This window comes from Burkholderia dolosa, assembly GCF_902499135.1.
GTDB lineage: Bacteria > Pseudomonadota > Gammaproteobacteria > Burkholderiales > Burkholderiaceae > Burkholderia > Burkholderia dolosa.
Genome location: NZ_CABVPR010000051.1, coordinates 1 through 24,531, shown reverse-complemented (window position 1 = coordinate 24,531; position 24,531 = coordinate 1). Strand labels below are relative to the sequence as shown.

The window sequence follows — 24,531 nt, the reverse complement described above, 5'->3', positions numbered from 1 at the left end:
ACCGGCATCGGCCCGCGCGCCCTAAAGTGACCGGAACCCCAAGTTTCCGGAGAACGAGATGACCCACGCAGAACCGCGCACGATCGCGATCACCGGCGCCGGCACCGGGATCGGCGCCGCGTGCGCGCGCCGTTTCGCGCGGCGAGGCGACCGCGTCGTACTGATCGGACGCCGTCGTGCGCCGCTCGACGCGCTCGCAGCCGAAACCGGCGGACTCGCGCTCGCCGGCGACGCGGCCGGCACCGAGGACTGGGCGCGCTTTATGCCGCGGATCGCCGAGCGCTTCGGCCGCATCGACGCGCTCGTCGCTTGCGCGGGCGGGCACGGTATCGGCCGCGCGGACGAGACCGACGACGCGCAGTGGCGCGGCGCGATGCACGCGAACCTCGACACCGCATTCGTCAGCGCGCGCGCGTGCCTGCCCGACCTGATCGCGCAGCGCGGCAGCATCGTGCTCGTCGCATCGATCGCCGCGCTCGCGGCCGGGCCTGCCGTGTGCGGATACACGGTCGGCAAGCACGCACTGCTCGGCCTCGCACGGTCGCTCGCGCGCGACTACGGGCCGCGCGGCGTGCGCGCGAACGCGGTGTGTCCGGGTTGGGTCCGCACGCCGATGGCCGACGCGGAAATGACGCCGCTGATCGACGCGCACGGCGACACGCTCGAACGCGCCTATGCGCGCGTGAGCGCCGACGTGCCGCTGCGGCGCGCAGCCGATGCGGACGAAATCGCGGCCGTGTGCGCGTTCCTTGCGTCGTCGGACGCGTCGTTCGTGACCGGCGCCACGCTCGTCGTCGACGGCGGCGCGACGATCGTCGACGTACCGACGCTCGCATTCGACGCGCTTTGATGTGTGGATGCGCGGTGGAGCGGTTGGGAGCCGTTTGACGGGAACGGCATCGCTCACCGCGTTGCCATTGCCATTGCCATTGCCATTGCCATTGCCATTGCCATTGCCATTGCCATTGCCATTGCCATTGCCGTTACCGCTGCCGATGCGGATGCCGCTGCCGATGCCGATGCCGCTGCTGACGCCGTTGCCGTTGCCGAAATCCATTAACATCGCCGGAACCCGCCGCCTGCGCGGCGCAGCCTCAACGTTCGGGACGCGATGAACATCCGGTTTCTGGAAACCTTCGTCTGGCTCGCCAAGCTGGAAAACTTCCGGCTCACGGCCGAAAAACTGCACACGACGCAAGCCGCCGTGTCGAGCCGCATCGCGTCGCTCGAAGACGCGTTCGACGTGCGCCTGTTCGATCGCAACACGCGTTCGGCCACGCTGACGCCCGCCGGCCGGCGCATGCTCGCGTACGCGGAGCGGATCGTGCGGCTCGACAGCGAAATGCGGCGCGACATCGATGCGGCGAGCGACGCGGGCCTGATCCGGATCGGCGTGATCGAATCGATCGTGCACAGCTGGTTTCCGGCGCTGATGGCGCAGTTGCGCGAGCGCTATCCGCGTCTCGACGTCGAGATCACCAGCGACACGACGCTGCATCTGATCCGTCTGCTGAATACCGACGCGGTCGACCTGATTCTGCAGACCGACCCGGTGCCGGGCCCCGACGTGACGAACCTGCCGCTCGGCGAATTCCCGGTGCGCTGGGCCGCAAGCCCGCGCCTCGGGCTCGGCGGCGAACGGCTCGACGTCGCGCGCCTCGCCGCGTTTCCGATCATCAGCTTCTCGCGGCACTCGGGGCCGCATGCGACGATCGAGCGGCTGTTCGCGGCCGTCGAGCGCCCGGCGAGCATCAACTGCATCACGTCGGTCGCCGCGATGATCCGTCTCGTCGCCGACGGGCTCGGCGTGGCCGCATTGCCGCCCGCGATCATCGGCCGCGAGCTGCACGAAGGCACGCTCGAACTGCTCGACGTCGAGCCCGAATTCCCCGCGCTGCCGCTCGTCGCGTCGTACCGCACGCAAGGGCTGCCGGTCGCCGCGCGCATTGCCGAGCTCGCAAGCGACGTCGCGCGCGCGATGCCGGCCGCGCCGCAACGGCCCGACGCCGCGGGCGCGCGCTCGCCGCGCGTCGCGAAAACCCAGCACGCGAAGCGGGCGACGGCCGCGAACGCTGCGCCCGCGAAACGCCGCCCGCGCCGCTCATAAGAAAACCTGTTCACCGCGAATTTGTTTTCTTGTTGGACGCGCACCGCGCGCGTTCGAGACACTGCGGATTCCTGACACACCCGTCGCAAGGAATCCCGCCATGACCCGTCTTTCCGTTCCGCACGGCCAGCTTTGCGTCTGGACCGATGTCGACGCCGAGCACGAAGCCGATTTCAACGCGTGGTACGACCGCGAGCACATGCAGGAACGCGTCGCGATTCCCGGCTTCACGCACGCGCGCCGCTTTCGTGCGACCGACGGCGGCCCGCGCAAGTATCTCGCGCTGTACGTGACCGACACGCTCGACGTGTTCCGCGGCGACGCGTATCGGCGCGCGTTCGCGCAGCAGACCGCGTGGTCGCTCGCGAACTTCGAACGCATGACCGGCACGCAGCGGCGCGTCGGCGAACTGACGATCGAAGCCGGCGACGGCGAAGGCGCGCAGCTCGCGCTGTTCGTGCTGCCGGCGCAGCGCATCGACGTGCGACGGCTGCGCGAGCGCTTCGACGCCGCACTGCGCGAGCCCGGCATTCATGCGGCGCGACTGTTCTGCACGGTGCCCGAGCTGTCCGCGCCGATCGGCGCCGATGCGTGCGCACGCGCGGACGCCGACGCGCTCGTGCTGATCGAAGGCAGCGACGCGGCGGCGACGCGCCGTGTGGCCGCCGCGCTCGCCGGACACGACGACGTGCGTACGTTCGGCCTGCTGTGGCGCGCGGCCCCGTCGCCGCCGGCCGCGTGCCGCGACGCGCAGGCCACGCCGGACGCCGCCGCGCTGCCCGCCTGATCGCCTGATCGCCGACGACGAACGCCGCCCGTGCCGCAGCAGCGCACGCACGCTGCCCGCGCACCGGCCGTTCGTGCGTTCCTCTGCCACGTCTTCCATCACGACACGCCACCCATCATGAGCACTCTCGCCCAGCCTGCCGTCCACGCGCGCCGCCGCGTCCGCAACAGCCGACTCGCCACCGCGAGCATGATCGGCACGTCGCTCGAGTGGTACGACTTCACGATCTACAACACGCTCGCCGCGCTCGTCTTCAATCATCTGTTCTTTCCGTCGGTCGATCCGCTGGCCGGCACGATCCTCGCGTTCTCGACCTATGCGGTCGGCTACGTGTCGCGCCCGCTCGGCGGCTTCGTGTTCGGCAATCTCGGCGATCGGATCGGCCGGCGCGCGGTGCTGATGCTCACGCTCGTGCTGATGGGCGTCACCACCGCGCTGATGGGCGTGCTGCCGACCTACGCGACGGCCGGCATCGTGAGCCCGATCCTGCTCGTCGCGCTGCGTTTCGTGCAGGGCGTCGCGCTCGGCGGCGAATGGGCCGGCGCGGTGCTGCTGTCGGTCGAGCACGGCGATCAGCGCCGGCGCGGGCTGTCCGCATCGTGGACGCAGATCGGCCCGTCGTTCGGCACGCTGCTCGGCACCGGCTGCATCGCGCTCGTCACGTTGTCGACCACGTCGCAGCAGTTCCTGTCGTGGGGCTGGCGCGTGCCGTTCGCGGCCAGCGCACTGCTCGTCGTGTTCGGCTTCTGGCTGCGGCGCGGTGTCGACGAAACGCCGCAGTTCGAACAGCTCGCCGAGTCGCATGCGACCGCCGACGTGCCTGTCGCCGAAGTGCTGAAGTGCCACTGGCGGCGCCTGCTCGTCGCGGGCGGCGCGCGGATCGGCTCGGACGTGCTGTACGCGCTGATCGTCGTGTTCACGCTGACTTACGTGACGACCGTGCTGCATCTGTCGCGCCCCGTCGCGCTGACGGCCGTGATGGTCGGCACCGCGTGCAACGCGCTCGCGGTGCCGTGCTTCGGCGCGCTGTCGGACCGGTTCGGGCGACGCCCCGTGTATCTGGCCGGCGCGCTCGCGGGCATCGTGTGGGCGTTCGCGTTCTTCGCGCTGCTCGATTCGGCGCGCCCGGTTGCGATCGTCGCGGCCGTCGCGATCGGCCTCGTGATCCACGCGGTGATGTACGGCCCGCAGGGCGCGTTCGTGACCGAGCAGTTCCCGACGCGCGTGCGCTATGCCGGCTCGTCGCTCGCGTACACGCTCGCCGGCATCGTCGGCGGCGGATTCGCGCCGCTCGTGATCGCGACGCTGTTCCGCCAGACGGGCACGACGACGGCCGTATCGCTGTACGTGAGCGCCGCGCTGGTCGTCACGTCGATCGCGCTTCTCGTCGCCCGCGAGACCGCGCACCGGCCGCTCGCGCAATGAGCACCGCCGACGTTCCCGTCCCTTCGCTCGTCAAACGGATACCTTCATGCAGCTGCTGACATTCAACGTGATTGCCGCACAACACGCGCCGACCGCGGTCGACGTCGAGATCGAGCGCGTCGTGATCGCCGGCTGGGCCGGCCGCGACCCGCGCGCGATTCGCGCGCACATCGACGAACTCGCGGCGCTCGGCGTCGCGCCGCCGACGACCACGCCGTGCTTCTATCGCGTCGCGCCGGCGCTGCTCACGCAGGCGCACTCGATCGACGTGCTCGGCACGCAGTCGGGCGGCGAGATCGAATGCGTGTTCGTCGACAGTGCGGCCGGCACGCTGGTGACGCTCGGCTCCGATCACACCGACCGCGCGGTCGAGGCGTACGGCGTCGCGGTGTCGAAGCAGATGTGCGCGAAGCCGCTCGGACGCGACGCATGGCGCTACGCGGACGTCGCCGATCATTGGGACGCGCTCGAGATGCGTTCGTGGTGGGCGCCGCGCGACGGCGAACGCATTGCGTACCAGCACGGCGCGGTCGGCGGACTGCTCGCGCCGGACGCGCTGTGGCAGCGCTTCGACGACCGGCGCACGATGCCGGCGCGCTGCGCGATGTTCGGCGGCACCGTCGCCGTGCACGGCGCGATCGCGACGATGCGCGACGGCGATGCGTTCGAGATGGAATTGCACGATCCGGTGCTCGGGCGCAGCCTGCGGCATCGGTATGCGGTCGACGTGCTGCCTGTCGTCGCGTGAATGCAAATGCGCAGTCGTGCGTGCGGCCGGCGCACGGCTACGGCGAGCGCGAGCCGATTCGTGAAGCGCCGGCTGCTCATGCATGAGCGCGTGGTTTGAGATCGGATCGTGCGCCGCCGGGCGCGGGCGCACGTGCGTGCGCGGCAGAATCGGCCGGCGTCCGGAATCGTACGGTGCGACGTCAAAGAAAAGACCGGCGTTCGGGCGATCGCCGCGCCGCGCGACACGGGCCCGGCTCCGCTCGCTCACATCACGAGCTGCCGCGCCAGCATCTCGCGCGCCTGCGTGACCGTTTCGCGTTCGCCGGGCAATCGTACGGTGCGGCGTCAAAGAAAAGATCGGCGTTCGGGCGATCGCCGCGCCGCGCGACACAGGCCCGGCTCCGCTCGCTCACATCACGAGCTGCCGCGCCAGCATCTCGCGCGCCTGCGTGACCGTCTCGCGTTCGCCCGGCATCGGCGGCGTCAGAGAAAACACCGCGTCGGGCAGCGGCGGCAGCCGGTATTTCGCGCCAAGGCGCATCAGTCCTTCGCCGATCGCCGACGCACACAGGCAGCCGACGCCGAGCCCCGCGGCAAGCATCGACTGCAACCCGGCGACGCCCGATGCGCTGTGCACGAGCATGTAGGACATCCGCTGCTCGTCGAGCGAGCGCACCGCGATCTGATGCATCATGCAGTCGTCCGGCAGCAGCACGAGCGGCAACGGCTCCGGCAACTGCTCGGCGAGCGCCGGCGATGCGACCCACGACAGCGGCTCGCGCCGCAACACCCAGCGCGTATCCGACGACGCGGGCCGAAACGGCCCGCTCGACAGGTTCATCACGACACCCAGATCGATCTGCCCTTTCGCGTGCGCGGCCTCGATGTCGGCGCTCTTCATCGCGCTCACGTGCAGGCTCAGCTGCGGATAGCACTCGCGAAGCCGCGCGAGCATGCCGGCGACTTCGTGCGTGCGGTAGTAGTCGGTGATCGCGACGCGCAGCTCGCCCTTGATCGCCTGCCCGCGCAGTTCGTCGAATGCGGCCTCGTTCAGCGCGACGATGCGGCGTGCATGCTGCAACAGCCGCGCGCCGGCCGGCGTCGGCTCGACGCCGCGCTTGCTGCGCACGAACAGCGGCACGCCGGCACGCGACTCGAGCTTGCGGACCTGCTCGCTGACCGTCGATTGCGACAGGTGCAGCAGCGGTGCCGCGGCAGTCAGGCTGCCGGCGTCCGCGACCGCCGCGAAGGTACGCAACTGATCCAGATCGAAACCGCGCATCGCCCTCCTCCATCCATCGGATAACGCGATGGATACTACCATCATTTCCCGCTTTTCCGATTTGTAGGCGATGCCGAGAATAGCGGTTCGGCGCCCTGTTCGACGGGGCGCACATGCATCCCCATTTTTCCGGACATCGATTTCATGACCGACAACACTCTCGTGCACCGTGCGCCGGCCGGCCCGACCGCCCAGGCGGCGCCGCGCAGCCATCACGGCTGGGCGCTCGTGGTCCTGCTGGTCGGCGCGATTCTGCCGCCGCTCGACTACTTCATCGTGAACCTCGCGTTGCCGGCGATCCGCGACGGCATCGGCGCGCGTCCGGCCGAACTCGAGCTCGTCGTATCCGCGTACGCATGCGCGAACGCGGTCATGCAGATCACCGGCGGCCGCCTCGGCGATCTGTACGGCCGCAAGCGGATGTTCATGCTCGGGATGGCGGGCTTCGTCGTCGCGTCGACGCTGTGCGGGCTCGCCGACACCGGCGCGGTGCTCGTCGGCGGCCGCGTGCTGCAGGGACTGTTCGCCGCGATCCTCGCGCCGCAGGTGCTCGCGACGATCCGCAGCGTGTTCAGCCCGCACGAGCAGGTGCGCGTGATGGGCTTCTACGGATTCGTATTCGGGCTCGCGGCCGTGATCGGTCAGCTCGGCGGCGGCGCGCTGATCAGCCTGCATCCGTTCGGGCTCGGCTGGCGCGCGATCTTCCTCGTCAATCTGCCGATCGGCATCCTGGCGCTGATCGGCAGCTGGCGCTTCATCCCCGAAAGCCGGCCGCCGCGCGGCCAGCGAATCGACGTGCCCGGCACGGTGCTGCTGTCGCTGTTCCTGCTGATGCTCGTCTATCCGCTCACGCACGGGCGCGAGGCCGGCTGGCCGCTGTGGATGATCGCGTGTCTCGTCGGCGCGCTGCCGATGCTCGCCGCGCTGCTGACCGTCGAAACGCGCCGGCTCGCCGGCGGACTCGATCCGCTGCTCGACGTGCGCCTGTTCCGCAATCCCGTCGTCGCGCTCGGGCTCGCGCTCGCGTTCCTGTTCTATATGCTCGCCGCGTTCTTCCTCAGCTACGGCATCTATCTGCAGGGCTGCCTGAACTGGTCGCCGCTCGCGTCGGGACTCGCGATTCTGCCGCTCGGCATCGGCTTTCTCGCAAGCCCGCTGCTGATGCCGCGCGTCGTCGCGCGGTTCGGCGCGTATCGCGTGCTCACGCTCGGCTTCGCGATGCTCGCCGCCGGCGTCGCGACCGCCGCCGCACTGGCCGGCGAACGCGCACCGGGGCCCGGCTTCTACGCGGGGATCGCGGCGATCGGCATCGGCCAGGGTCTCGTGCTGCCGTCGGTCGTGCGGATCGTGCTCGCGGAAGTCGACGCGGCACGCGCGGGCGTCGCGTCGGGGATGGTCACTGCGGTGCTGCAGATCGGCGCGGCCGTCGGCGCCGCGACGCTCGGCGGACTGTTCTTCGCGCGGGTCGGCGCGCATCCGGCCGCCGCCGACTATGTGCACGGGTTCAGGACGGCGATGTTCGCGCTGACGGCCGTGCTGGTCGTCTGCATCGCGCTGTCGGCCGCGCTCGGGCCGATGCATCGGCGGATGCACGGGCACGCGAATGAAGTCGGCTGAGTGCCGCGGCGCGGGCCACGGTGTGCACAGCAGTGCCCGCGACGGCGGCGAGCGAGCGCGACGTGCGGACCGTCGTGCTCATTCGCGCGGCGCGCGTTTCGCGTGCCGCGCTTCCCATTCGGCCAGCGCGATGCGATAACGCGCGAGCGCGTCGTCGTACAGATCGAACACGCACGGCGAGCAGCCGCTTTGGCAGCAGTCTTCGAGTTCGGGCTGTTCGGGCGGGGTCGGACGAGGATCGTCGTCGAACGGGCCTTCGGATCGTTGGTCGGGCACGGCGCGGTTCGGTTGCGTGGAGGGCGGTCAGTATATCGGTCCGTCTCGCGATCGGTCTGTCTTAGGCACGCGATACGCACGCGGACCGGCGAACACCGCGCGGCATCGTCGCCGACGCGCATCGCGAACGCCGCGCGCGATTCCGGCCGCACGCGGCGCCGCCTGTCGGCTAGGACACGCGGCCCGTTACGGGAATCGACGCGCCGGTGATCGCCTGCGCGTCGGCCGACAGCAGGAAGCCGATCGTCGCGGCGATCTGGCTCGGCTGCACCCAGCGCGTGAAATCGGCATCGGGCATGTCGGCGCGGTTCGGCGGCGTGTCGATGATGCTGGGCAGAATCGCATTCACCGTCACGCCGCGATCGAGCAGTTCGGCGGCCAGCGCCTCGGTCAGCCGGGCAACGCCGGCCTTCGCGGCCGCGTACGCGCCCATTCCGGTCCCGGCCTTCAGCGCCGCGCCGGCGCCGACGTTGACGATCCGGCCCGCCGGGCTCGCGAGCAGATACGGCAGCGCGGCCTTCGACGCGTTCAACGCGGTCTTCACGTTCAGTTCGTACATTCGGTCCCACGTGTGCGCATCGCCGTCGGCAATCGTCTGCCAGACGAACGCGCCCGCGATGTTCAGCAGCGCGTCGAGCCGGCCGAACTCGCGGTGCACTGTGTCGAGTGCCTGCGCGGCTGCCTGCGGATCGACCAGATCGATGCCGCCGATACGCAGCGCGTCGGCCGGCACGCCGGGCAGCGCTTCCGCCGACGCCGCGCCGCGTCCGATCAGCGCGACGCGCGCGCCGCGCTCGGCGAGCCATGCGGCCGTCGCGATGCCGAGATGGCCGAATCCGCCCGTGATGGCGACCGCCGTGTCCTTGAAATTCCGTTCCATCGATGTTCTCTCCTGGTCGAGCGTGGGTCTTGCCGGCCGCGGCGTGCGCGTGCGCTCGTTCGCACGTGCTTGCGGCCGATCGTCCGACAGCGTAGCGCCGTTCTCGCGTTCCGTGCGCGGCAGGTATCGCGACGGTCGTGCGCTGCAGTTCGGCGGCGACCCGGCGTGCGGGCATAATGCGCGTGGCCGGATCGACGGCCCGCGTATTCTGCCCGACGCCGGCGCACCGGTGCCGAACCCCGAATCTCAACCTGTCATTCCCATGCAAGTGTTCGTCGTTGGAACCGGCAAGCTGGCCGCCGAACTGCTCGGCTCGCACACGCTCGACCCCGCAACCTGCCACGTGATGCGGTGGCCGGCCACGCCGCCGGCCGACGCCCGGTCGATCGTCGTGCATGCGGGCTCCGGCCGCGAACTGCCTGCCGCGATCGCATTCTGCAGCGCGACCGCGTCGCCGCTCGTCGAGCTATCGACCGGCTCCGCACTCGAAGCCGGATCGTACGACTTCCCGATCGTGCTCTGCCCGAACACGAACATCCTGATGCTCAAGTTCATGAGCATGCTCGAAACCAGTGGGCACCTGTTTCGCGATTGCCGCATCACCGTGACGGAATCGCATCAGGCCGGCAAGACGTCGGTGCCCGGCACCGCGGTCGGTATCGCGGCGTCGCTCGGCGTGCCGCCCGAAGACATCCGCTCGGTGCGCGACCCGCACGTACAGCGCGGCGAACTCGGCATCCCGGACGACCAGCTCGGCCGCCACGCGTATCACCGGATCCGCATCGACGACGGCGCGTGCAGCCTGCAGCTCGAGTCTCGCGTGTACGGCGCGTCGCCTTATGCGGACGGCGTGTCGCGCATCGTCGAAGCGGTCCGGCAACGCGATCTCGAGCGTCGCCGCTATTCGATCGTCGAATTCATCCGTAACGGCTGGCTGTAGCCGCACGCCGACGAGCGGCCGGCAGACCGCTGCTGTTTCGGAGCATCGGCCTCGCGATGCCGGCGCCCGCGCGGCCCGCGCCGCCGTTGCCGTTGCCGTTGCCGTTGCCGTTGCCGTTGCCGTTGCCGTTGTCGTTGTCGTTGTCGTTGTCGTTGTCGTTGCCGTTGCCGCTGCCGCTGCCGTTGCCGACGCGGCCGCGCATCAGCATTGGTCGAGCGCCGCGCCGCTTTCCGGCAGCGTCGCGCCGCCATCGACGACGATCGTCTGGCCGGTCACATATCCGGCATCGGCCGACGCGAGGAACAGCATCGCGTTCGCGATGTCGTCGGGTTCGCCCATCCGGCCGAGCGGAATGTCGCGCGCAATTTGCGCGGCGACGGATGCGTCGCCGAGATTGTCGGCCGCCGGCGTGCGGATCATGCCGGGCTCGACGCCGTTGACGGTCACGTTGCGGCGCGCGAGTTCGAGCGCCGCCGCGCGAATGAAGCCGTTCACGCCGGCCTTCGACGCCGCGTAGTGCGCGAGCCCCGGATACGCGACCCGCGGCCCCGTCACCGACGACGTGACGAGCAGTCTGCCGGCTCCCGCTCGCTCGAATGTCGGCAGCGCGGCCTGCGCGAGCCAGAACAGCGCGCACAAATTGACCGACAGCGTCCGCTCGAGCGTTGGCGCATCGATCTGCGCAAACGGCGTGAGCGGAAAGTACGCGGCATTGTGGACGACGACGTCGAGCCGCCCGCCGTCGCGCTCGACCGCCGCGACGAGCGCGAACAGTTCGTCGCGGCTGGCTGCGTCGACGCGATACGCGCGCGCATCGCCGCCCGCACGCGCGAGCGCATCGGCATGCGCGGCGGCGGCCTCGCCGTTCAGGTCGGCAAGCGCGACGAACGCATCGGACTCGGCGAAACGACGCGCGACCGCCGCGCCGATCCCTTGCGCGGCGCCCGTGATGAGCACGACGCGCCCGCTGAAATCCGCACGCAGGCGGCCGCTCCCCGGTATCGCGTTCATCGCTGCGAGTCGCCGTCGAGCAGGTGCACGGTCTCGTTCAGCACCCGCGCATACGCGCCGACCGGAAAGTTCGACAACGTGCCGAAGTCGCCTGCCTCGTAGCCGAAGATCTTGCCGTCGGTCTTGCCCTGTGCGAAGTCGATCAGCACAACGCCGAGCGTCGGCACGATCTTTTCGCGCCATACCAACAGATACAGCGCGTCGGCCAGCTTGAAGTAATGGCAGCGATCGACGTCGGCCAGCCCGCGCTCCACGCCCTGCAGGCATTGCCACGCGTAGAAGTTCTCGTTCAGATAGATGTGCTCGTAGCATTCGGTCGGGCTGTAGCGGTACATCGTCCGCTTGCCGATCAGCTCGCGCGTCGGTTCGTGCAGCGCCCCCGGCCGCGCATGGCCGCTCAGCGTGCCGTGCCGGAATTCGGCGTCGACGCCGGTGAGCGGCAGACCGCGCGCGACGCGCGTCAGCGCATCGACGTGCGCATCCGCTTCGCTCGGCAGCGTGCCGACGATCGACGTCCACACGCCGCTGTCGACGTCGATCACGATGCTGACCGATGTCGCGCGCGCGGCGGAATCGATGTAGTCGACGAAGAACAGCCCGTCGCGCAGTTGCGTCACGCGGCACGGCTCGCGGCCGCCTTGGCCGTCGCCCGCCGCATCGCGCCACTGCAGCGCGCCGCGCTCGAACGTGTAGACGCGCCACGCGCCCGACGCATCGTCGAGGGTCAACGTGCGGCCGGCGAGCGCGTCCGTCGGCGCGAGGACGTTCGCGCCCGGCGCAAAGCCGTCCGCGAGCGCACCCACCTGAATGAATACCGGATCCTGTCGTTCCACCTGCGGTCTCCCATGCAGCCTCAGGCCCGGCGGGCCGTCTACGCTGCGCATGCGCACATGGTGCAGGTTGCACGCGCGGCGCGGTATCGGCCGAATGGATGAAGCGCGCGCGGCGGCGGAACGCGCTAAAGTGCCGTGATCCGCGCCGTCGGCGGCGCAAGGAGCGCACATGCACCGTGTCACGCATTACCGACGTACCGGCGAAGGGATCGAGGCGATCAGCCTCGAGTCCGATCGCGCGTATCCGCGTCATGCGCACGACGAATTCGGCGTCGGCGTGATCGTCAGCGGCGCACACCGATCGTGGAGCGGTCGCGGGCAGGTCGACGCGCTGGCGGGCGACGCGATCATGGTCAATCCGGGCGAAATGCACGACGGGATGCCGATCGACGCCGGCACCGGCCGGCGCTGGCGGATGCTGTACGTCGCGCCCGCGCTGGTCGCGGGCATCGCGGCCGAAGAAGGGCTCGCCGACGTCGAGCTCGCGCATCCGGCCGTGCGCGATGCGCGCCTGGCCGCCGCGGTCGGCCGGCTGCATGCACGCATCGTCGATGCCGGCGATACGTCGCTTGCGCGCGACGAAGCGCTCGTGATGCTCGTCGCGACGTTGCTCGCGCGGCACGCGAACCGGACGCTCTCTGCGGGCGGTGTCGCCCCCGCGATCCGCGTCGCGCGCGAGCGTCTCGACGCGTCGCCGGCGGCGCCCGTTTCGCTCGGCGAACTGGCCGCACTGAGCGGCGTGAGCCGTTTCCAGTTGCTGCGCGGCTTCGCGCGCGAACTCGGCATCACGCCGCACGCGTACCTGATCCAGTCTCGCGCGCGGCTTGCGAGAGCGCTGCTCGCGACCGGCAGCACGATCGCCGATGCGGCGGCGCAAGCCGGTTTTGCCGATCAGAGCCACCTGACACGCGCGTTCGTGCGCCAGTTCGGGATCACGCCGGGACGATTCGCGCAGGCCGCATAACGCGCGGTCGGGCCGGCTCGCAGCCGTGCGGCCGCGACGCGACGTCGGCAAGTGAAACGGTGACCGGCGGCACGTACGCACGGCGCCATACCGATCGTTGTTCGTACCGTATACGTGCCGATATGCGAACGCACATCTCCACACTGCGCCCCGTTCGCCGCCGAATAGCAGAGCGGCGGCGAACGGCAAGCACGTACGTGCGTGAACACGAATTGCTGCTCGCGTTGCCGACGTGCTGCTACGCCACGCACCGCCACACCGGCGCCCCATTCGCGACCGAATAGCGGAGCAGCGATCGGACTGCAAACACGTCCGCGGCGAGAACACCGATCGCTGTTTGCGTCGCCAACATGCCGGCCGCGCAAACGCACATCTCCACACTGTTCGCCATTCGCCGCCGAATAGCAGAGCGGGTCGGACGGCAAGCACGTACAGTGCAGCACCGACCGCTGTTCGCGTCGCCGACGTGCCCGATATGCGAATGCACGCCGCCGCACTACGCGCCCGGTCCGCCGCCGAACGCCGCTGCAATTTCGTTCAAGACGCATGCCGCCGCCGCGCGCGACGATGCGGCGCATGAAGACACGACTGATCGGCTATCTCTACCTCGCCGCGGCAATGACGGGTGTCGGCAGCACCGTCATCGCGAGTCGCATCGCGGCCGACGGCCTGCCGCCGTTCGCTGCTACCGCGCTGCGCTTTCTGATCGCGACACCGCTGCTGTTTGCGCTGATGCGCGCGCAGCGGATGCGGTGGCCGCGGATTTCAGCACGCGACGCGTTGCTGCTCGTGGTTCAGGCGGCGGCGGGCGGCGTCGGCTATACGGTGCTGCTGCTCTGCGGCACGAAGCTGTCGTCGCCGGTCGATGCGGGCGTCATGCTCGGCACGTTGCCGGCGATGTCGACGCTGATCGCCGCCGTCGTGCTGCGCGAGCGGCAGACGCCGCGCGACTGGATCGCCGCCGCGCTCGCCACAGCGGGCGTGCTGCTGGTCACGTTCGCGCCGGGCCACGCAATGCCGTCGATCCGTACGCTCGCCGGCGACGCGCTGGTGCTGGCCGCCGTCGGATGCGAAGCCGTGTTCATCCTGCTCAATCGGCGGCTCGCCGCGCCGTTGGCGCCGCTCGCGCTGTCCACGGCCATGTCCGGCCTCGGCTTCGTGCTCGCGCTCGGGCCGGCCGCGTTCGAATGGCGGGCGCTCGCGGCCGGATGGACGATCGGTGCCGTGGCGGCGATCGCGTACTACGCGCTGGTGCCGACCGTGCTCGGCTACTTGTGCTGGTATGCCGGCTCGGCACGCACGAGCGGCACCGAAGCCGCGCTGTTCACCGCGGTCGCGCCGGTATCGGCGGTGCTGTTCGCGGTCGCGCTGTTCGGCGAAACGCTCGGCGGCACGCGGCTTCCCGGAATCGCGCTCGTCGTCGCCGGCATGCTGATCGGCGCGACACGGCGACGCGACACTCGAGATTACTCACGGAATGCGCCACGCAGGACACTCGTCGAGTCGGCACGGTCGGCGCAGTCCAGCGCCGATTGAACGGGACGGGCGCGGATCCGAGGCCGCAGCCGCCAAATGATCGCGCCCGACGATATCGCGGCACACCGCGCCGCCGCTCTCGTCACTCGTCGTTATGTCATTGCGGCGCGGCGTAGAGATATCGCCATATCGCGACTGGTCACTTGAGCGCCTCGTCACACCGACACACCGACACACCGACACATCGACACATCGACACATCGACACATCAGCATATCGACGCATCGACGCATCGACGCATCGGCACATCGACGCATGGGCACATCGACACACGGCGTATCGGCGTATCGACACATCGACACATCGACACATCGACACATCGGCACATCGACACATCGACACATCGGCGTATCGGCACATCGCCACCTCGACCCCACCGCACCATCGCAAAAAGCAGCGCCCCGCAACCTTCCGCATCACCGCCCGATATCCGCCGCCCCCGCAAACCCGCCTCGCCGCCTGTAGGAATGTGTCCGCGCGCCGCAAAACCGTTGCGCATCGCCGCGCGAGGTGCAATATTCGCGGGGCCGGACCTTTTGACGATCATCGAACGACGATTCCGCCACGCAATGAACAAGAACGAAGCCAAAACAAGAATCGCGGCGCTGCTGTCCGCGGGGATGAAGAAAGCCGACGTGCTGACCGACTTGTCCGGACAGGGGCTCAAGGACCGCGTGCTCGCCCGTCTGATCGCATCGCATCCCGATCCCGAGCGCTGCCGCAAGAACAAGGTTCACGTGTGGATCCTGGTCGCGCTCGGCATTGCACAGCTGGCGATCAGCATCGCGCTCGCGTATCTGCTCGCGTCCGCGGGCGGCGGCGTCGGCGCGACGGGCGCCGCCGGCAAAGTGCTCGTCGGGCTGTTCGTCGCGCTGACGGTGCCGCTGTCGCTGCTGTTCATCTGGGGGTTCGCGACGCACCGTGTCGGCGCGTATCACGCGTTCATCGCGCTGTCGCTGCTGCAGTTGCCGAAAGTCGTCGCCGATCTCGCCAGCGATCCGGCGACCGCGCTGCCGAGCCTGGCAGTCGCGGTCGCGCTGATCGGCTACGTATGGTTCGTCCGCAACCGGATGTTTCCCGATTTCGGCTGGTTCGCGCCGCGCAAGGTCGACGGCCGCTACGCATTCGTCGACCGCGCGTGACGCGCGGTCCCGCGTCCGTCGCCAAACAAAAAGCGCCCGGCCGCCCCGCAACGACGGGACGGCCGGGCGCCCTTTTTTCGAAAACCGGTCGGCTTACTTGGCCTTTTCAGCGGAATTGCTGATCGCCTGGCCGCCCTTCGAAATGTCCTCACCCACGCCGGCGACCGTATTGCAACCGGCAAGCGCCGCGGTCATCACTAGCAGCATTGCAGCAATCGTACGCGTCATTCTCGTTCTCCTTCGAATCGACCAGCCCGACCGGGCATTCGTTTACGGCACGGCGCCCTGCCGATGCAGCCGATGCAGAGCGGGGCCAGAGCCGATTATACGGAGACGACGATCGGACGCCAGCCCGAACCGCGCGGACGACGGCACGCCGATCCGTCGTCCGCGTAAATTTTCCTTGACTTAGTCGGGCGCCGAACTAATATACGCACCGCGTATATTTTCTCAGGGTGCCGCCGATGACCGTTCCCCAGCAAGCCTTCCTGCGCGACGCGATGCGCCGCCTGAACATGACCCGCGAGGCGTTCGCGAACCGCATCGGCGTAAGCCGCCGCGCACTCGATACATGGCTGCTGCCCGACGACTCGCAGGAATCGCGCGGCATGCCGGAGATCGTCGAACGGTTCGTGTCCGAAATCGTCGAGCGCGCGGCGCCGGAAAACGGAAACTATACGCAAAGCGTAGACAGGCAAGGAGTCGCAAAGCAGTTCCTGTTCGAAGGCAAGCCGCAATTGCTGTCGGTCGATCAGTTCTCGCGCGACTCGGTCGAAGCGCTGTTCCGCGTCGCCGACGTCATGCAGCCGATCGCCCGCCGCCACAAGATTTCACGCGTGCTCGAAGGCGCGGTGCTCGGCAACCTGTTCTTCGAAGCGAGCACGCGCACGCGCGTGTCGTTCGGCGCGGCGTTCTGCCGGCTCGGCGGCTCGGTGTGCGACACGACCGGCTTCACGTTCTCGTCGATGGCGAAGGGCGAATCGATCTACGACACGAGCCGCGTGATGGCAGGCTACGTCGATGCGCTGGTGATCCGCCATCCGGAGAAAGGCTCCGTCGCCGAATTCGCGCGTGCGACGAACCTGCCGGTGATCAACGGCGGCGACGGCCCCGGCGAGCACCCGAGCCAGGCGCTGCTCGATCTCTATACGATCCAGCGCGAGTTCTCGCGGCTCGGCAAGATCGTCGACGGCGCGCACGTCGCGCTGGTCGGCGATCTCAAGTACGGCCGCACCGTGCATTCGCTCGTCAAGCTGCTCGCGCTGTACCGCGGGCTGAAGTTCACGCTCGTGTCGCCGCCGACGCTCGAGATGCCCGCGTACATCGTCGAGCAGATCGCGACGAACGGTCACGTGATCGAACAGACGAACGACCTCGCCGCCGGGCTCAGGGGCGCGGACGTCGTTTATGCGACGCGGATCCAGAAGGAGCGCTTCACCGACGAGTCGTTCGAAGGCTATACGCCGGATTTCCAGATCAATCAGGCGCTCGTCGACACGGTGTGCAAGCCAGACACGCTGATCATGCACCCGCTGCCGCGCGACAGCCGGCCGGGCGCGAACGATCTGTCGGTCGACCTGAATCGCGACCCGCGGCTCGCGATCTTCCGGCAGACCGACAACGGCATTCCGGTGCGCATGGCGATCTTCGCGGTGCTGCTCGGCGTCGAGAATCTCGTCCAGCATTCGATGCGCGACGCGACGTGGCGCCCGCCCGCGTACCTCGGCCCCGAGGACGCGGTGTTTCACGGCATCGACTGATCGCGAAGCGACTGCGCGCCGGACACGCCGGCGCGCTTGCCGGGCCGAACGATCGACGACTGCGACGCCGTCGTTCGATCGCCGATACGCGGCGTCCGCGTCGACTGGCACAACACTGCACATCGCGGCGGCCGTTTCATTCCGGTTCGCGACTATCGCGATATGGCGGCCGCAGCGGCATTCGCACCGCCTGCGGCACCAGTGCACGCGCGAATGCCTGCGTGCGTTCTGCCCTGCTCCGTACATAGCCGAACAGGACGCTTCGCTATCCAAGCACCGGAGACGGCGCGCTTCTACCGCGTCGATGCGCGACCCAACGCCGTTTCCTTTCCGCCAGCGTCGCGAAGCCACGGTTCACGTCGGCCACACCGATCGCGACACCAAACGACACCTGCTCGATCGACGCGGCGAAGCGCCCGACCGCATCGCTTCAACGACCCTCCGCCACCAGGCCCGCCACACCGGACCTTTCGGTCGATCACGACGCCGCGCACGCGCTGCGATCGACCGAAACACTCGTTCACATTCGCCCTTCAAATTCAAACAAGAACGATTCTCATTCATCGGCGAAGCTGCCTAGAATGCCGTCTGAAATCAAATCGTAATAATTCCCGGCGGCGTGCACATTTCCGTAGCGCCCTGCGTCCGGGTCACATCGCGAGGTCGAACCGCATGACGAATTCCCGTTCCGACGAGTTGAAGCTCGGCAAATTCACCACCCTGTGCGGCGTGCTTGCCGCCGGCCCGGCGCTGGCAGACGGCGCGCCGCCGCCCGCGGCGGCGGCACCCGGCGCTCATCTGCCGCCGATCGAGGTCAAAGGCAAAGCCGAGCACAGCTACAAGGCCGACTTCTCCGCGTCGGCCAAATTCACCGCGCCGCTCGTCGATACGCCGAAGTCCGTCACCGTGATTCCGGAGGAACTGATCCGGAGCAGCGGCGCGGCAACGCTGACCGAAGCGCTGCGCACCGTGCCCGGCATCACGTTCGGCGCCGGCGAAGGCGGCAACCCGCTCGGCGACCGTCCGTTCCTGCGCGGCTACGACACGCAGGGCAGCATGTTCGTCGACGGCATGCGCGACACCGGCGCGACGACGCGCGAGATCTTCAACACCGAGCGCATCGAGGTCACGAAGGGATCCGACGGCGCATACGGCGGCCGCGGCGGCGCGGGCGGCAGCATCAACCTGATCACGAAGGCGCCGCATCTCGGCACGACGGCCAGCGCGAGCGCGGGCCTCGGCACCGACCGCTATCGCCGCTTCACGGCGGACGGCAACTGGCAGTTCGCCGATCACACGGCATTCCGGCTGAACCTGATGAGCCACAACAACGACGTCGCCGGCCGCGACGCCGTCAACAACGAGCGTTGGGGCGTCGCGCCGTCGATCGCGTTCGGCCTCGGCACGCCGACGCGCGTGACCGCGAGCTACTACCACCTGTCGACGGACGACATGCCCGACGGCGGCATCCCGTACTTCTACACCGCGTCGAACAAGCCGGCGAACGTCGGCACGATCTATCCGGCGTCCGTCGATCGCCGCAACTTCTACGGGCTGACCGATCGCGACTTCCGCAAGACCACGTCGGACATCAGCACGCTGCGCATCGAGCACGACATCGCACCGGCGCTCACCGTGCGCAACACGACGCGCTACACCGAGTCGACGCAGGACTACATCTGGACGCAGCCGGACGACAGCCAGGGCAACGTGATCGGCGGCAAGGTCTGGCGCCGCAACAACAACCGCAACAGCTCGATCAACAGCATCGCGAACCAGACCGAACTGTTCGGCGAATTCCGCACCGGCCCGCTCAAGCACAGCTTCACGACCGGCATCGAACTGTCGCGCGAATGGGGCAAGCGCGACACGTATACGGTCGCGACCGACAAGGGGACGATCTGCAGAAAAGGTATCGGCGCGCCGTCCGGCTACAACTGCACGAGCCTGTGGTCGCCGAACCCGAGCGACCCGTGGGCCGGCTCCGTCACCGCGAACAACGACTACGCGCATGCGCGCACGACGACGAAGTCGATCTACGGTTTCGACACGATCGAACTCACGCCGCGCTGGCAGATCAATGCGGGCCTGCGCGTCGACGACTACTCGACCCGCTTCGTCAACACCCGCGCGAGCGGCGGCAAGACGTACACGCGCGACGACACGCTCGTGAACTGGCAGGCCGGCCTCGTGTTCAAGCCGGCGCGCAACGGCAGCGTCTATGCGTCGTACGCGACGTCGTCGACGCCGGCCGGCATGCTGCTCGGCGAAGGCAGCGAGACGCAGTCGCTGACGCCGGGCCGCGGCGGCGTGGGCTCGAATGCCGATCAGATGTCGCCCGAGAAGAACCGCAGCATCGAGCTCGGCACCAAGTGGAACGTGCTGAACGACAAGCTGTCGCTGAACGCCGCGCTGTTCCAGATCGATACGACGAACGCGCGCGTCGCGCTGCCGAACAATCAGTACGCGATGGTCGGCAACCGGCGCGTGCAGGGGCTCGAACTCGGCGTCGCCGGCCAGCTGACGAAAGCGTGGCAGGTGTTCGGCGGCTACACATACATGAAGAGCGAACTGCGCGACAACGGCAAGGACACCGCGAACAACGGTCACCGCTTCCCGAATACGCCGAAGCACAGCTTCACGCTGTGGTCGAACTACGACGTGACGCCGAAGTTCACGGTCGGCGGCGGCGCGTTCTACATGTCGGAGGTGTACGGCGACACCGCGAACCTGCGCGCGGTGCCGTCGTACTGGCGCTTCGACGCGACCGCGCAATACCGGATCAACAAGACGCTCGATCTGCAGCTGAACGTGAACAACCTGTTCAACCGCACGTACTTCGATCAGGCGTATCCGGCGCACTACGCGTCGATCGCACCGGGCCGCTCGGCGTTCGTCACGCTGAACGCGCGCTACTGACCGATGGAAGTCGTATCGCTGAAAGCGCTCGCGTCGGTGTCGCCGCGCGAGCTCGCCGAGATCCTGGCCGGTCCGCCGGAACGCGCGGTCGCGTGGGTCGCGGCGGCCGCCGATCACGGCATCGTCGACGCGCAGGCGCTGTATGGTCAGTACCTGCTCGACGGCCGCGGCGTCGCGCGCGACCCGGCCGCCGCGTTCGGCTGGTTCCGGCACGCGGCGCACGCCGGCCATCCGATGGCGATGAACATGCTCGGCCGCTGCTACGAGTTCGGCTGGGGCACGGCCGCGTGCGCGCCGGTCGCCGTGTACTGGTACCGGCTCGCCGCGCACGCCGGCCTCGACTGGGGGATGTACAACTACGCGACCGCCCTCGCGCTCGGCAACGGCATCGACGAGAATCGCACCGACGCGCTCGACTGGTTCCGTCGCGCGGCCGCGCTCGGTCATGCGAAATCGATCAACCTGATCGGCGGTTTCTACGAGGACGGATGGGTCGTCGCGGCCGATCGCGCTGCCGCGTTCGACCACTATCGCCGCGCTGCCGAGGCCGGCGATTTCCGCGGCCAGTTCAATTACGCGCGGCTGCTTGCCGAACGGGGGCGCATCGACGAAGCGCTCGCGTGGCTCGCACGCGTGCCGGCCACCGCGACGCCCGCGTTCGTCGCGAAGATGCGCGCGTATCTCGCCTCGTCGCCGTTCGGCGCATTTCGGGCGGCGGCTGTGCAGCTGTCGGCGCATCGCACGGAGGCCGCATCATGATGCTTCATGTTCCCGCCGTGCTGACCGACGCGCAGGTCGCCGAATGCCGACGGCTGCTCGATGCGGCCGAATGGGTCGACGGGAACGCGACGTCCGGCGCGCAGTCGGCGCTCGCCAAACGCAATCGGCAGCTGCCGGAAGGGTCGCCCGCGGCCCGCGCGGTCGGCGATGCGATTCAGGATGCGCTCGCGCGTCATCCGCTGTTTTTTTCGGCCGCGCTGCCGTTGAAGGTGTTTCCGCCGCTGTTCAATCGCTACGCGGGCGGCGACACGTTCGGCACGCACGTCGACAACGCGATACGGCTGCTGCGCGGGACCGATTTCCGCGTACGCAGCGATCTGTCGGCAACGCTGTTTCTCGCGGAGCCCGATACGTACGACGGCGGCGAGCTGTGCGTCGAAGATACGTACGGCACGCATCGCGCGAAGCTGCCGGCCGGCGACCTCGTGCTCTATCCGGCATCGAGCCTGCATCGCGTGACGCCGGTCACGCGCGGGGAGCGCGTCGCATCGTTCTTCTGGATTCAGAGCATGGTCCGCGACGACGGCGACCGCACACTGCTGTTCCAGCTCGATACGCAGATTCAGGCGCTATCCGCGGAGAAAGGGGCGAACGATCCGCTCGTGATCGCGTTGACCGGCGTATATCACAACCTGTTGCGGAAGTGGGCGGATGCGTGATGAGCGTTCGCCACCCGATGCCGCAATGCCGGACATTTGCCGTCACTTCTTTGGGGACTCGGGCTTGTCCGCGGTCGCGATATAGCCGCTGTAGCCCTTTCCATACGTTCTGGCGCCGCCGGGCTCATAACCGATGATTTGGTCTTTCGGCACGACAACACGAACGCATACGAGAGACGCGACTGCCTTCTCGTCAGGCAAAGCGGGACCGCCCTTCACCGCCCGTTCCTTTGCGCTGCTTATCGCGTCGATCAGTCTAGCCACCAAAAGCTCGTCACATCCGGCCGCCGGCTTGCGTGGAACAGGCGCTCCGGTAAACGGCATCACATCGTCTCCTGTCGTCAGCGTTTGACTACCGGGCGTTACCACCTCGTCCGACGGTCGGCGGTCATCCGCTTTCGACAAGCGAGGTCTCGCGCGCAACAGGAATTCCAGTTGCACCGACGAGCCCAGGCGATTGACGATATTCACGTGAGTCAGCGTAATCGCCTCGTCCTTGCCCTTGTTGCAACGAACACCATACGGCGCAAGCGTCGCGCACTGCTGTCCCGAGAGTGCAAGATTGTCCGCGTGAAGATACCCGAGCCCGAAACCGCGGACGACGACCTTCGGGAAAAACAGCGGATTTCCGCTGAACTGAGGCACCAGTACCAGCATGCAAAATGCGGACGATGCGCACAACAGCGCCAAAGGCTTCCAGCCGCGGCGCAGACTGAAGGCCCACCAATTGAGCGCGCATATCAACACGATCGCGTTCGCGAGCGCCGTCATCTCGCGATCAGGGTATCCCTGATCGACGATCAAAAGGACAAAAACCAGCACGATGCTTGCCGCAACGGCAAACACGCCGGTGATCAGCGACTTGACGCCAACCAACGGCCATCCCGTTGATGCAGCCGCGCTACCGCCATGCCACGATCGCCGTCCGGCGCCGAGTATCCAGACGCCAATCCAGATAACGGCGACGACGGAGGCAGCACCCAGCATGATTCGCTTCGTCAGGCTCGCGTCCGGTGATGCGAACGAAAGCAGCGTAGCCCGAATCAGCCACGGCATGGCTGCGGCACCGAGCCAAGGCCCACATCGACAATCTTTCCGATCCCGCGCCCGATCGGTAACATCCTCACTTGCCGATCGTTTTGTGCTCCCGCACAATCGCTGCACCTGCCTCCTTCCCTCCCGCGCCGATGTCCTATGCGTCACTCGCCACCGGCGTCCTGCTCGCCGGCGGTCTCGGTCAACGCTTCGATCCGAGCGGCCTGCACAGCAAGCTGCTCGCGCTGCTTCCCGACGGCACGCCGGTGGCGGTCGCGGCGGCCCGTCATCTCGCATCGGCCACGGCCGACGTGATCGCAGTCGTGCGGCCCGGTGCCGAGCGGCTCGCGATTCTGCTGAACGAAGCCGGCTGTCAGGTTCTCTATGCGCCGGATACATTGCGCGGCATGGGCGCAAGCCTCGCGGCCGGCGTCCGCGCGAGCCCGGACGCGAGCGGCTGGCTCGTCGCGCTCGGCGACATGCCGTGGATCGCGGCGTCCACGTACGAAGCGCTCACGCGCGCGCTCGACGCCGACGACGCGTCGATCGTCGCCCCTTCGCATCGCGGGATGCGCGGCCATCCGGTCGGCTTCGCCGCCCGCCATTACGACGCGCTCGCGTCGCTCGACGGCGACACGGGCGCGCGTGCGCTGTTCGCGAGCGCGCCGGTGAACCTGCTCGACGTCGACGATCCGGGCATCCTGCGCGACGTCGACACGCCGGCGGACCTGCGCTGACGGCGACCGCCCGCGCGCCGCGCACGCGCAAAGCGTCGCAGCAACGACGACGGCGACAAACGACGACGACAATCGCGCTGCAAACGCGCGTCCGATTGCCTATAACGGAGACGAGGCGCACTGCCGCGCACCGTCACGCATTGCACGAGTTCCCCATGAGCGACCACACGACCCCGACGCCGGAGCCCCCGGCCGACCCGAATCGCGATCCGGAAAACGACCCGCTGTCGCCGCCGTCGCCGGGTCACCATCCCGACAACCCGCAACAGCCGGACGGACCGCCGAGCAAGGATCCGATCTGACACGCAGCGGTCTCGCGCAGTTGCGCCGTTTCCGGACATCGGAGACGCGGGCGGGGCCGCGCACGATCGACGGCGCCGCCATGCGGCGCGACGTGCAACATGCAACGCATGACGCGCGCACCATCGCGTCATCACGCCATCGCACCATCCCGCGCTACCGCGCCGTATACCCGCCGTCGATCGGCAGCGACACGCCGGTAATCATCGACGCCGCATCGCTCAGCAAGAACAGGATCGGCTCGACCACCTCGTCCGGCTGCGCGAATCGCCCGAGCGGAATCGCGGCGAGCATCGGATCGCGCTTGGCCGGATCGCTCCACGCGAACTGCGCCATCGGCGTCAGCGTAACGGTCGGATTCACGCTGTTCACGCGGATCGCGTACGGCCCCAGTTCGATGCACAGCACGCGCGTGATCGCGTCCATCGCGGCCTTCGACGCGCAATAGCTCAGATGCGCAGGCAGTCCGACGAGCGCCGCCTGGCTCGATACGTTGACGATGCTGCCGCCGCCCCGCCGACCGTCGCCGCGTGCGCCGCGCGCGACCATCTTGCGCGCAACCGCGCGCGCAACCAGCGCCGCGCCGCGCGCATTGACGGCCATCACGCGATCGAAGCTCGCCGCGCCGACGTCGAGCGCCGCTTCGAGCGACGCGATGCCTGCGCAGTTGACGAGCCCGTCGAACGCATCGTGTCCGGCGAGCGCCGCATCGATCGCGTGCTCGTCGCCGCCGACGTCGACACGCAGCGTTTCGCAGCCGGTCTCGCCGGCGAGCGCATCGAGCGCCGCCGCGTCGCGGGCGGCCGCCACCA

General features: G+C 68.6%; 26 protein-coding genes. 17 read left to right on the top strand and 9 right to left on the bottom strand.

Annotated features, from left to right (window positions below):
• The first annotated feature begins 58 nt into the window (after window positions 1-58).
• The 6 genes from BUB20358_RS20735 (at window position 59) to BUB20358_RS20710 (ending at window position 5,067) form a co-directional block, all read left to right on the top strand.
• A complete protein-coding gene (locus BUB20358_RS20735; protein ID WP_006766193.1) occupies window positions 59-850 on the top strand; it encodes an SDR family NAD(P)-dependent oxidoreductase in 792 nt (263 codons plus the stop codon).
• A gap of 3 nt (window positions 851-853) precedes the next feature.
• Window positions 854-1,060, top strand: a complete 207-nt coding sequence (locus BUB20358_RS20730) for a hypothetical protein (RefSeq protein ID WP_045552238.1) — start codon at window positions 854-856, stop codon at window positions 1,058-1,060.
• Between the two features lie 51 nt (window positions 1,061-1,111).
• Window positions 1,112-2,107 (top strand): LysR family transcriptional regulator, encoded by a 996-nt coding sequence (locus tag BUB20358_RS20725; RefSeq protein WP_035974347.1) that lies wholly within the window; start codon window positions 1,112-1,114, stop codon window positions 2,105-2,107.
• Window positions 2,108-2,207: 100 nt separating this feature from the next.
• Window positions 2,208-2,894 (top strand): DUF4286 family protein, encoded by a 687-nt coding sequence (locus BUB20358_RS20720; protein WP_035974349.1) that lies wholly within the window; start codon window positions 2,208-2,210, stop codon window positions 2,892-2,894.
• 117 nt (window positions 2,895-3,011) lie between these two features.
• Window positions 3,012-4,319 (top strand): MFS transporter, encoded by a 1,308-nt coding sequence (locus tag BUB20358_RS20715; protein WP_035974351.1) that lies wholly within the window; start codon window positions 3,012-3,014, stop codon window positions 4,317-4,319.
• Window positions 4,320-4,365: 46 nt separating this feature from the next.
• Window positions 4,366-5,067 (top strand): DUF2848 domain-containing protein, encoded by a 702-nt coding sequence (locus tag BUB20358_RS20710; RefSeq protein ID WP_035974352.1) that lies wholly within the window; start codon window positions 4,366-4,368, stop codon window positions 5,065-5,067.
• A gap of 390 nt (window positions 5,068-5,457) precedes the next feature.
• On the opposite strand, the gene BUB20358_RS20705 is transcribed toward BUB20358_RS20710, so the two are convergent.
• Window positions 5,458-6,330: a LysR family transcriptional regulator gene (locus BUB20358_RS20705; protein ID WP_006766197.1), complete on the bottom strand. Its 873-nt coding sequence runs from the start codon at window positions 6,328-6,330 to the stop codon at window positions 5,458-5,460.
• Between the two features lie 144 nt (window positions 6,331-6,474).
• Here BUB20358_RS20705 and BUB20358_RS20700 point away from each other — a divergent pair, with 144 nt between their 5' ends.
• Window positions 6,475-7,947, top strand: coding sequence for an MFS transporter (locus tag BUB20358_RS20700; RefSeq protein WP_006766198.1), 1,473 nt, complete (start codon window positions 6,475-6,477; stop codon window positions 7,945-7,947).
• 78 nt (window positions 7,948-8,025) lie between these two features.
• Here BUB20358_RS20700 and BUB20358_RS20695 read toward each other — a convergent pair whose 3' ends face one another.
• The gene (locus BUB20358_RS20695; protein ID WP_006766199.1) at window positions 8,026-8,223 is read right to left on the bottom strand and encodes an oxidoreductase-like domain-containing protein; all 198 of its coding nucleotides are present in this window, start codon (window positions 8,221-8,223) and stop codon (window positions 8,026-8,028) included.
• Between the two features lie 169 nt (window positions 8,224-8,392).
• Window positions 8,393-9,103: an SDR family NAD(P)-dependent oxidoreductase gene (locus BUB20358_RS20690; protein ID WP_006766200.1), complete on the bottom strand. Its 711-nt coding sequence runs from the start codon at window positions 9,101-9,103 to the stop codon at window positions 8,393-8,395.
• 262 nt (window positions 9,104-9,365) lie between these two features.
• Here BUB20358_RS20690 and BUB20358_RS20685 point away from each other — a divergent pair, with 262 nt between their 5' ends.
• Window positions 9,366-10,043, top strand: coding sequence for a dihydrodipicolinate reductase C-terminal domain-containing protein (locus BUB20358_RS20685; protein WP_035975332.1), 678 nt, complete (start codon window positions 9,366-9,368; stop codon window positions 10,041-10,043).
• Here BUB20358_RS20685 and BUB20358_RS20680 read toward each other — a convergent pair.
• Genes BUB20358_RS20680 through BUB20358_RS20670 form a run of 3 tightly spaced genes read right to left on the bottom strand, consistent with a single transcriptional unit; the run spans window position 10,021 to window position 11,887 of the window.
• Complete coding sequence (locus tag BUB20358_RS20680) at window positions 10,021-10,251, bottom strand: hypothetical protein (protein WP_045552237.1); 231 nt, start codon at window positions 10,249-10,251, stop codon at window positions 10,021-10,023. The two genes, BUB20358_RS20685 and BUB20358_RS20680, sit on opposite strands and share 23 nt — an antisense overlap.
• Window positions 10,245-11,054 carry an SDR family oxidoreductase gene (locus tag BUB20358_RS20675; protein WP_035974354.1) on the bottom strand — a complete coding sequence of 270 codons (810 nt, stop codon included), beginning with the start codon at window positions 11,052-11,054 and terminating at the stop codon, window positions 10,245-10,247. The genes BUB20358_RS20680 and BUB20358_RS20675 overlap by 7 nt, the downstream gene beginning before the upstream one ends.
• On the bottom strand, window positions 11,051-11,887 hold the full coding sequence (locus BUB20358_RS20670; RefSeq protein WP_035974357.1) for a molybdenum cofactor biosynthesis F family protein: 837 nt from the start codon (window positions 11,885-11,887) through the stop codon (window positions 11,051-11,053). The genes BUB20358_RS20675 and BUB20358_RS20670 overlap by 4 nt, the downstream gene beginning before the upstream one ends.
• Window positions 11,888-12,056: 169 nt before the next feature.
• Between BUB20358_RS20670 and BUB20358_RS20665 the strand changes: the two genes are divergently transcribed.
• The 3 genes from BUB20358_RS20665 to BUB20358_RS20655 all read left to right on the top strand — a co-directional run bounded on the left by BUB20358_RS20665 (window position 12,057) and on the right by BUB20358_RS20655 (window position 15,529).
• The gene (locus BUB20358_RS20665; RefSeq protein ID WP_006766203.1) at window positions 12,057-12,851 is read left to right on the top strand and encodes an AraC family transcriptional regulator; all 795 of its coding nucleotides are present in this window, start codon (window positions 12,057-12,059) and stop codon (window positions 12,849-12,851) included.
• Window positions 12,852-13,427: 576 nt separating this feature from the next.
• Window positions 13,428-14,387: a DMT family transporter gene (locus BUB20358_RS20660; RefSeq protein ID WP_045552299.1), complete on the top strand. Its 960-nt coding sequence runs from the start codon at window positions 13,428-13,430 to the stop codon at window positions 14,385-14,387.
• Window positions 14,388-14,956: 569 nt separating this feature from the next.
• Window positions 14,957-15,529, top strand: a complete 573-nt coding sequence (locus BUB20358_RS20655) for a hypothetical protein (RefSeq protein ID WP_035975335.1) — start codon at window positions 14,957-14,959, stop codon at window positions 15,527-15,529.
• A 93-nt stretch (window positions 15,530-15,622) separates the two neighbouring features.
• Here BUB20358_RS20655 and BUB20358_RS20650 read toward each other — a convergent pair whose 3' ends face one another.
• On the bottom strand, window positions 15,623-15,757 hold the full coding sequence (locus BUB20358_RS20650) for an entericidin A/B family lipoprotein (RefSeq protein WP_035974358.1): 135 nt from the start codon (window positions 15,755-15,757) through the stop codon (window positions 15,623-15,625).
• 236 nt (window positions 15,758-15,993) lie between these two features.
• Here BUB20358_RS20650 and BUB20358_RS20645 point away from each other — a divergent pair, with 236 nt between their 5' ends.
• From BUB20358_RS20645 to BUB20358_RS20630, 4 genes are all read left to right on the top strand, one after another.
• Window positions 15,994-17,289, top strand: a complete 1,296-nt coding sequence (locus BUB20358_RS20645; protein ID WP_006766206.1) for an aspartate carbamoyltransferase — start codon at window positions 15,994-15,996, stop codon at window positions 17,287-17,289.
• Window positions 17,290-17,961: 672 nt separating this feature from the next.
• On the top strand, window positions 17,962-20,208 hold the full coding sequence (locus BUB20358_RS20640; RefSeq protein WP_035974360.1) for a TonB-dependent receptor: 2,247 nt from the start codon (window positions 17,962-17,964) through the stop codon (window positions 20,206-20,208).
• A gap of 3 nt (window positions 20,209-20,211) precedes the next feature.
• A complete protein-coding gene (locus BUB20358_RS20635) occupies window positions 20,212-20,967 on the top strand; it encodes a tetratricopeptide repeat protein (RefSeq protein WP_006766208.1) in 756 nt (251 codons plus the stop codon).
• Window positions 20,964-21,647 (top strand): Fe2+-dependent dioxygenase, encoded by a 684-nt coding sequence (locus tag BUB20358_RS20630; protein WP_035974362.1) that lies wholly within the window; start codon window positions 20,964-20,966, stop codon window positions 21,645-21,647. Before BUB20358_RS20635 ends, BUB20358_RS20630 begins: the two co-directional genes overlap by 4 nt.
• 42 nt (window positions 21,648-21,689) lie before the next feature.
• On the opposite strand, the gene BUB20358_RS20625 is transcribed toward BUB20358_RS20630, so the two are convergent.
• Complete coding sequence (locus BUB20358_RS20625; protein WP_035974367.1) at window positions 21,690-22,703, bottom strand: hypothetical protein; 1,014 nt, start codon at window positions 22,701-22,703, stop codon at window positions 21,690-21,692.
• Window positions 22,704-22,834: 131 nt separating this feature from the next.
• Between BUB20358_RS20625 and BUB20358_RS20620 the strand changes: the two genes are divergently transcribed.
• Both BUB20358_RS20620 and BUB20358_RS20615 read left to right on the top strand, forming a co-directional pair.
• On the top strand, window positions 22,835-23,419 hold the full coding sequence (locus tag BUB20358_RS20620; protein WP_035974368.1) for a nucleotidyltransferase family protein: 585 nt from the start codon (window positions 22,835-22,837) through the stop codon (window positions 23,417-23,419).
• A gap of 155 nt (window positions 23,420-23,574) precedes the next feature.
• Window positions 23,575-23,721, top strand: coding sequence for a hypothetical protein (locus BUB20358_RS20615; protein WP_165802987.1), 147 nt, complete (start codon window positions 23,575-23,577; stop codon window positions 23,719-23,721).
• Between the two features lie 154 nt (window positions 23,722-23,875).
• Here BUB20358_RS20615 and BUB20358_RS20610 read toward each other — a convergent pair.
• Window positions 23,876-24,531: SDR family oxidoreductase (locus BUB20358_RS20610; protein ID WP_174905109.1), on the bottom strand; the 656-nt coding region annotated here is incomplete at its 5' end.

Coding starts and splice junctions, on each gene's coding strand:
- BUB20358_RS20735 (WP_006766193.1), top strand. CDS start 59: ATGACCCACGCAGAACCGCGCACGATCGCGATCACCGGCGCCGGCACC.
- BUB20358_RS20725 (WP_035974347.1), top strand. CDS start 1,112: ATGAACATCCGGTTTCTGGAAACCTTCGTCTGGCTCGCCAAGCTGGAA.
- BUB20358_RS20720 (WP_035974349.1), top strand. CDS start 2,208: ATGACCCGTCTTTCCGTTCCGCACGGCCAGCTTTGCGTCTGGACCGAT.
- BUB20358_RS20715 (WP_035974351.1), top strand. CDS start 3,012: ATGAGCACTCTCGCCCAGCCTGCCGTCCACGCGCGCCGCCGCGTCCGC.
- BUB20358_RS20710 (WP_035974352.1), top strand. CDS start 4,366: ATGCAGCTGCTGACATTCAACGTGATTGCCGCACAACACGCGCCGACC.
- BUB20358_RS20705 (WP_006766197.1), bottom strand. CDS start 6,330: ATGCGCGGTTTCGATCTGGATCAGTTGCGTACCTTCGCGGCGGTCGCG.
- BUB20358_RS20700 (WP_006766198.1), top strand. CDS start 6,475: ATGACCGACAACACTCTCGTGCACCGTGCGCCGGCCGGCCCGACCGCC.
- BUB20358_RS20690 (WP_006766200.1), bottom strand. CDS start 9,103: ATGGAACGGAATTTCAAGGACACGGCGGTCGCCATCACGGGCGGATTC.
- BUB20358_RS20685 (WP_035975332.1), top strand. CDS start 9,366: ATGCAAGTGTTCGTCGTTGGAACCGGCAAGCTGGCCGCCGAACTGCTC.
- BUB20358_RS20680 (WP_045552237.1), bottom strand. CDS start 10,251: ATGCTGATGCGCGGCCGCGTCGGCAACGGCAGCGGCAGCGGCAACGGC.
- BUB20358_RS20675 (WP_035974354.1), bottom strand. CDS start 11,054: ATGAACGCGATACCGGGGAGCGGCCGCCTGCGTGCGGATTTCAGCGGG.
- BUB20358_RS20665 (WP_006766203.1), top strand. CDS start 12,057: ATGCACCGTGTCACGCATTACCGACGTACCGGCGAAGGGATCGAGGCG.
- BUB20358_RS20660 (WP_045552299.1), top strand. CDS start 13,428: ATGAAGACACGACTGATCGGCTATCTCTACCTCGCCGCGGCAATGACG.
- BUB20358_RS20655 (WP_035975335.1), top strand. CDS start 14,957: ATGAACAAGAACGAAGCCAAAACAAGAATCGCGGCGCTGCTGTCCGCG.
- BUB20358_RS20650 (WP_035974358.1), bottom strand. CDS start 15,757: ATGACGCGTACGATTGCTGCAATGCTGCTAGTGATGACCGCGGCGCTT.
- BUB20358_RS20645 (WP_006766206.1), top strand. CDS start 15,994: ATGACCGTTCCCCAGCAAGCCTTCCTGCGCGACGCGATGCGCCGCCTG.
- BUB20358_RS20640 (WP_035974360.1), top strand. CDS start 17,962: ATGACGAATTCCCGTTCCGACGAGTTGAAGCTCGGCAAATTCACCACC.
- BUB20358_RS20635 (WP_006766208.1), top strand. CDS start 20,212: ATGGAAGTCGTATCGCTGAAAGCGCTCGCGTCGGTGTCGCCGCGCGAG.
- BUB20358_RS20630 (WP_035974362.1), top strand. CDS start 20,964: ATGATGCTTCATGTTCCCGCCGTGCTGACCGACGCGCAGGTCGCCGAA.
- BUB20358_RS20625 (WP_035974367.1), bottom strand. CDS start 22,703: ATGCCGTGGCTGATTCGGGCTACGCTGCTTTCGTTCGCATCACCGGAC.
- BUB20358_RS20620 (WP_035974368.1), top strand. CDS start 22,835: ATGTCCTATGCGTCACTCGCCACCGGCGTCCTGCTCGCCGGCGGTCTC.
- BUB20358_RS20615 (WP_165802987.1), top strand. CDS start 23,575: ATGAGCGACCACACGACCCCGACGCCGGAGCCCCCGGCCGACCCGAAT.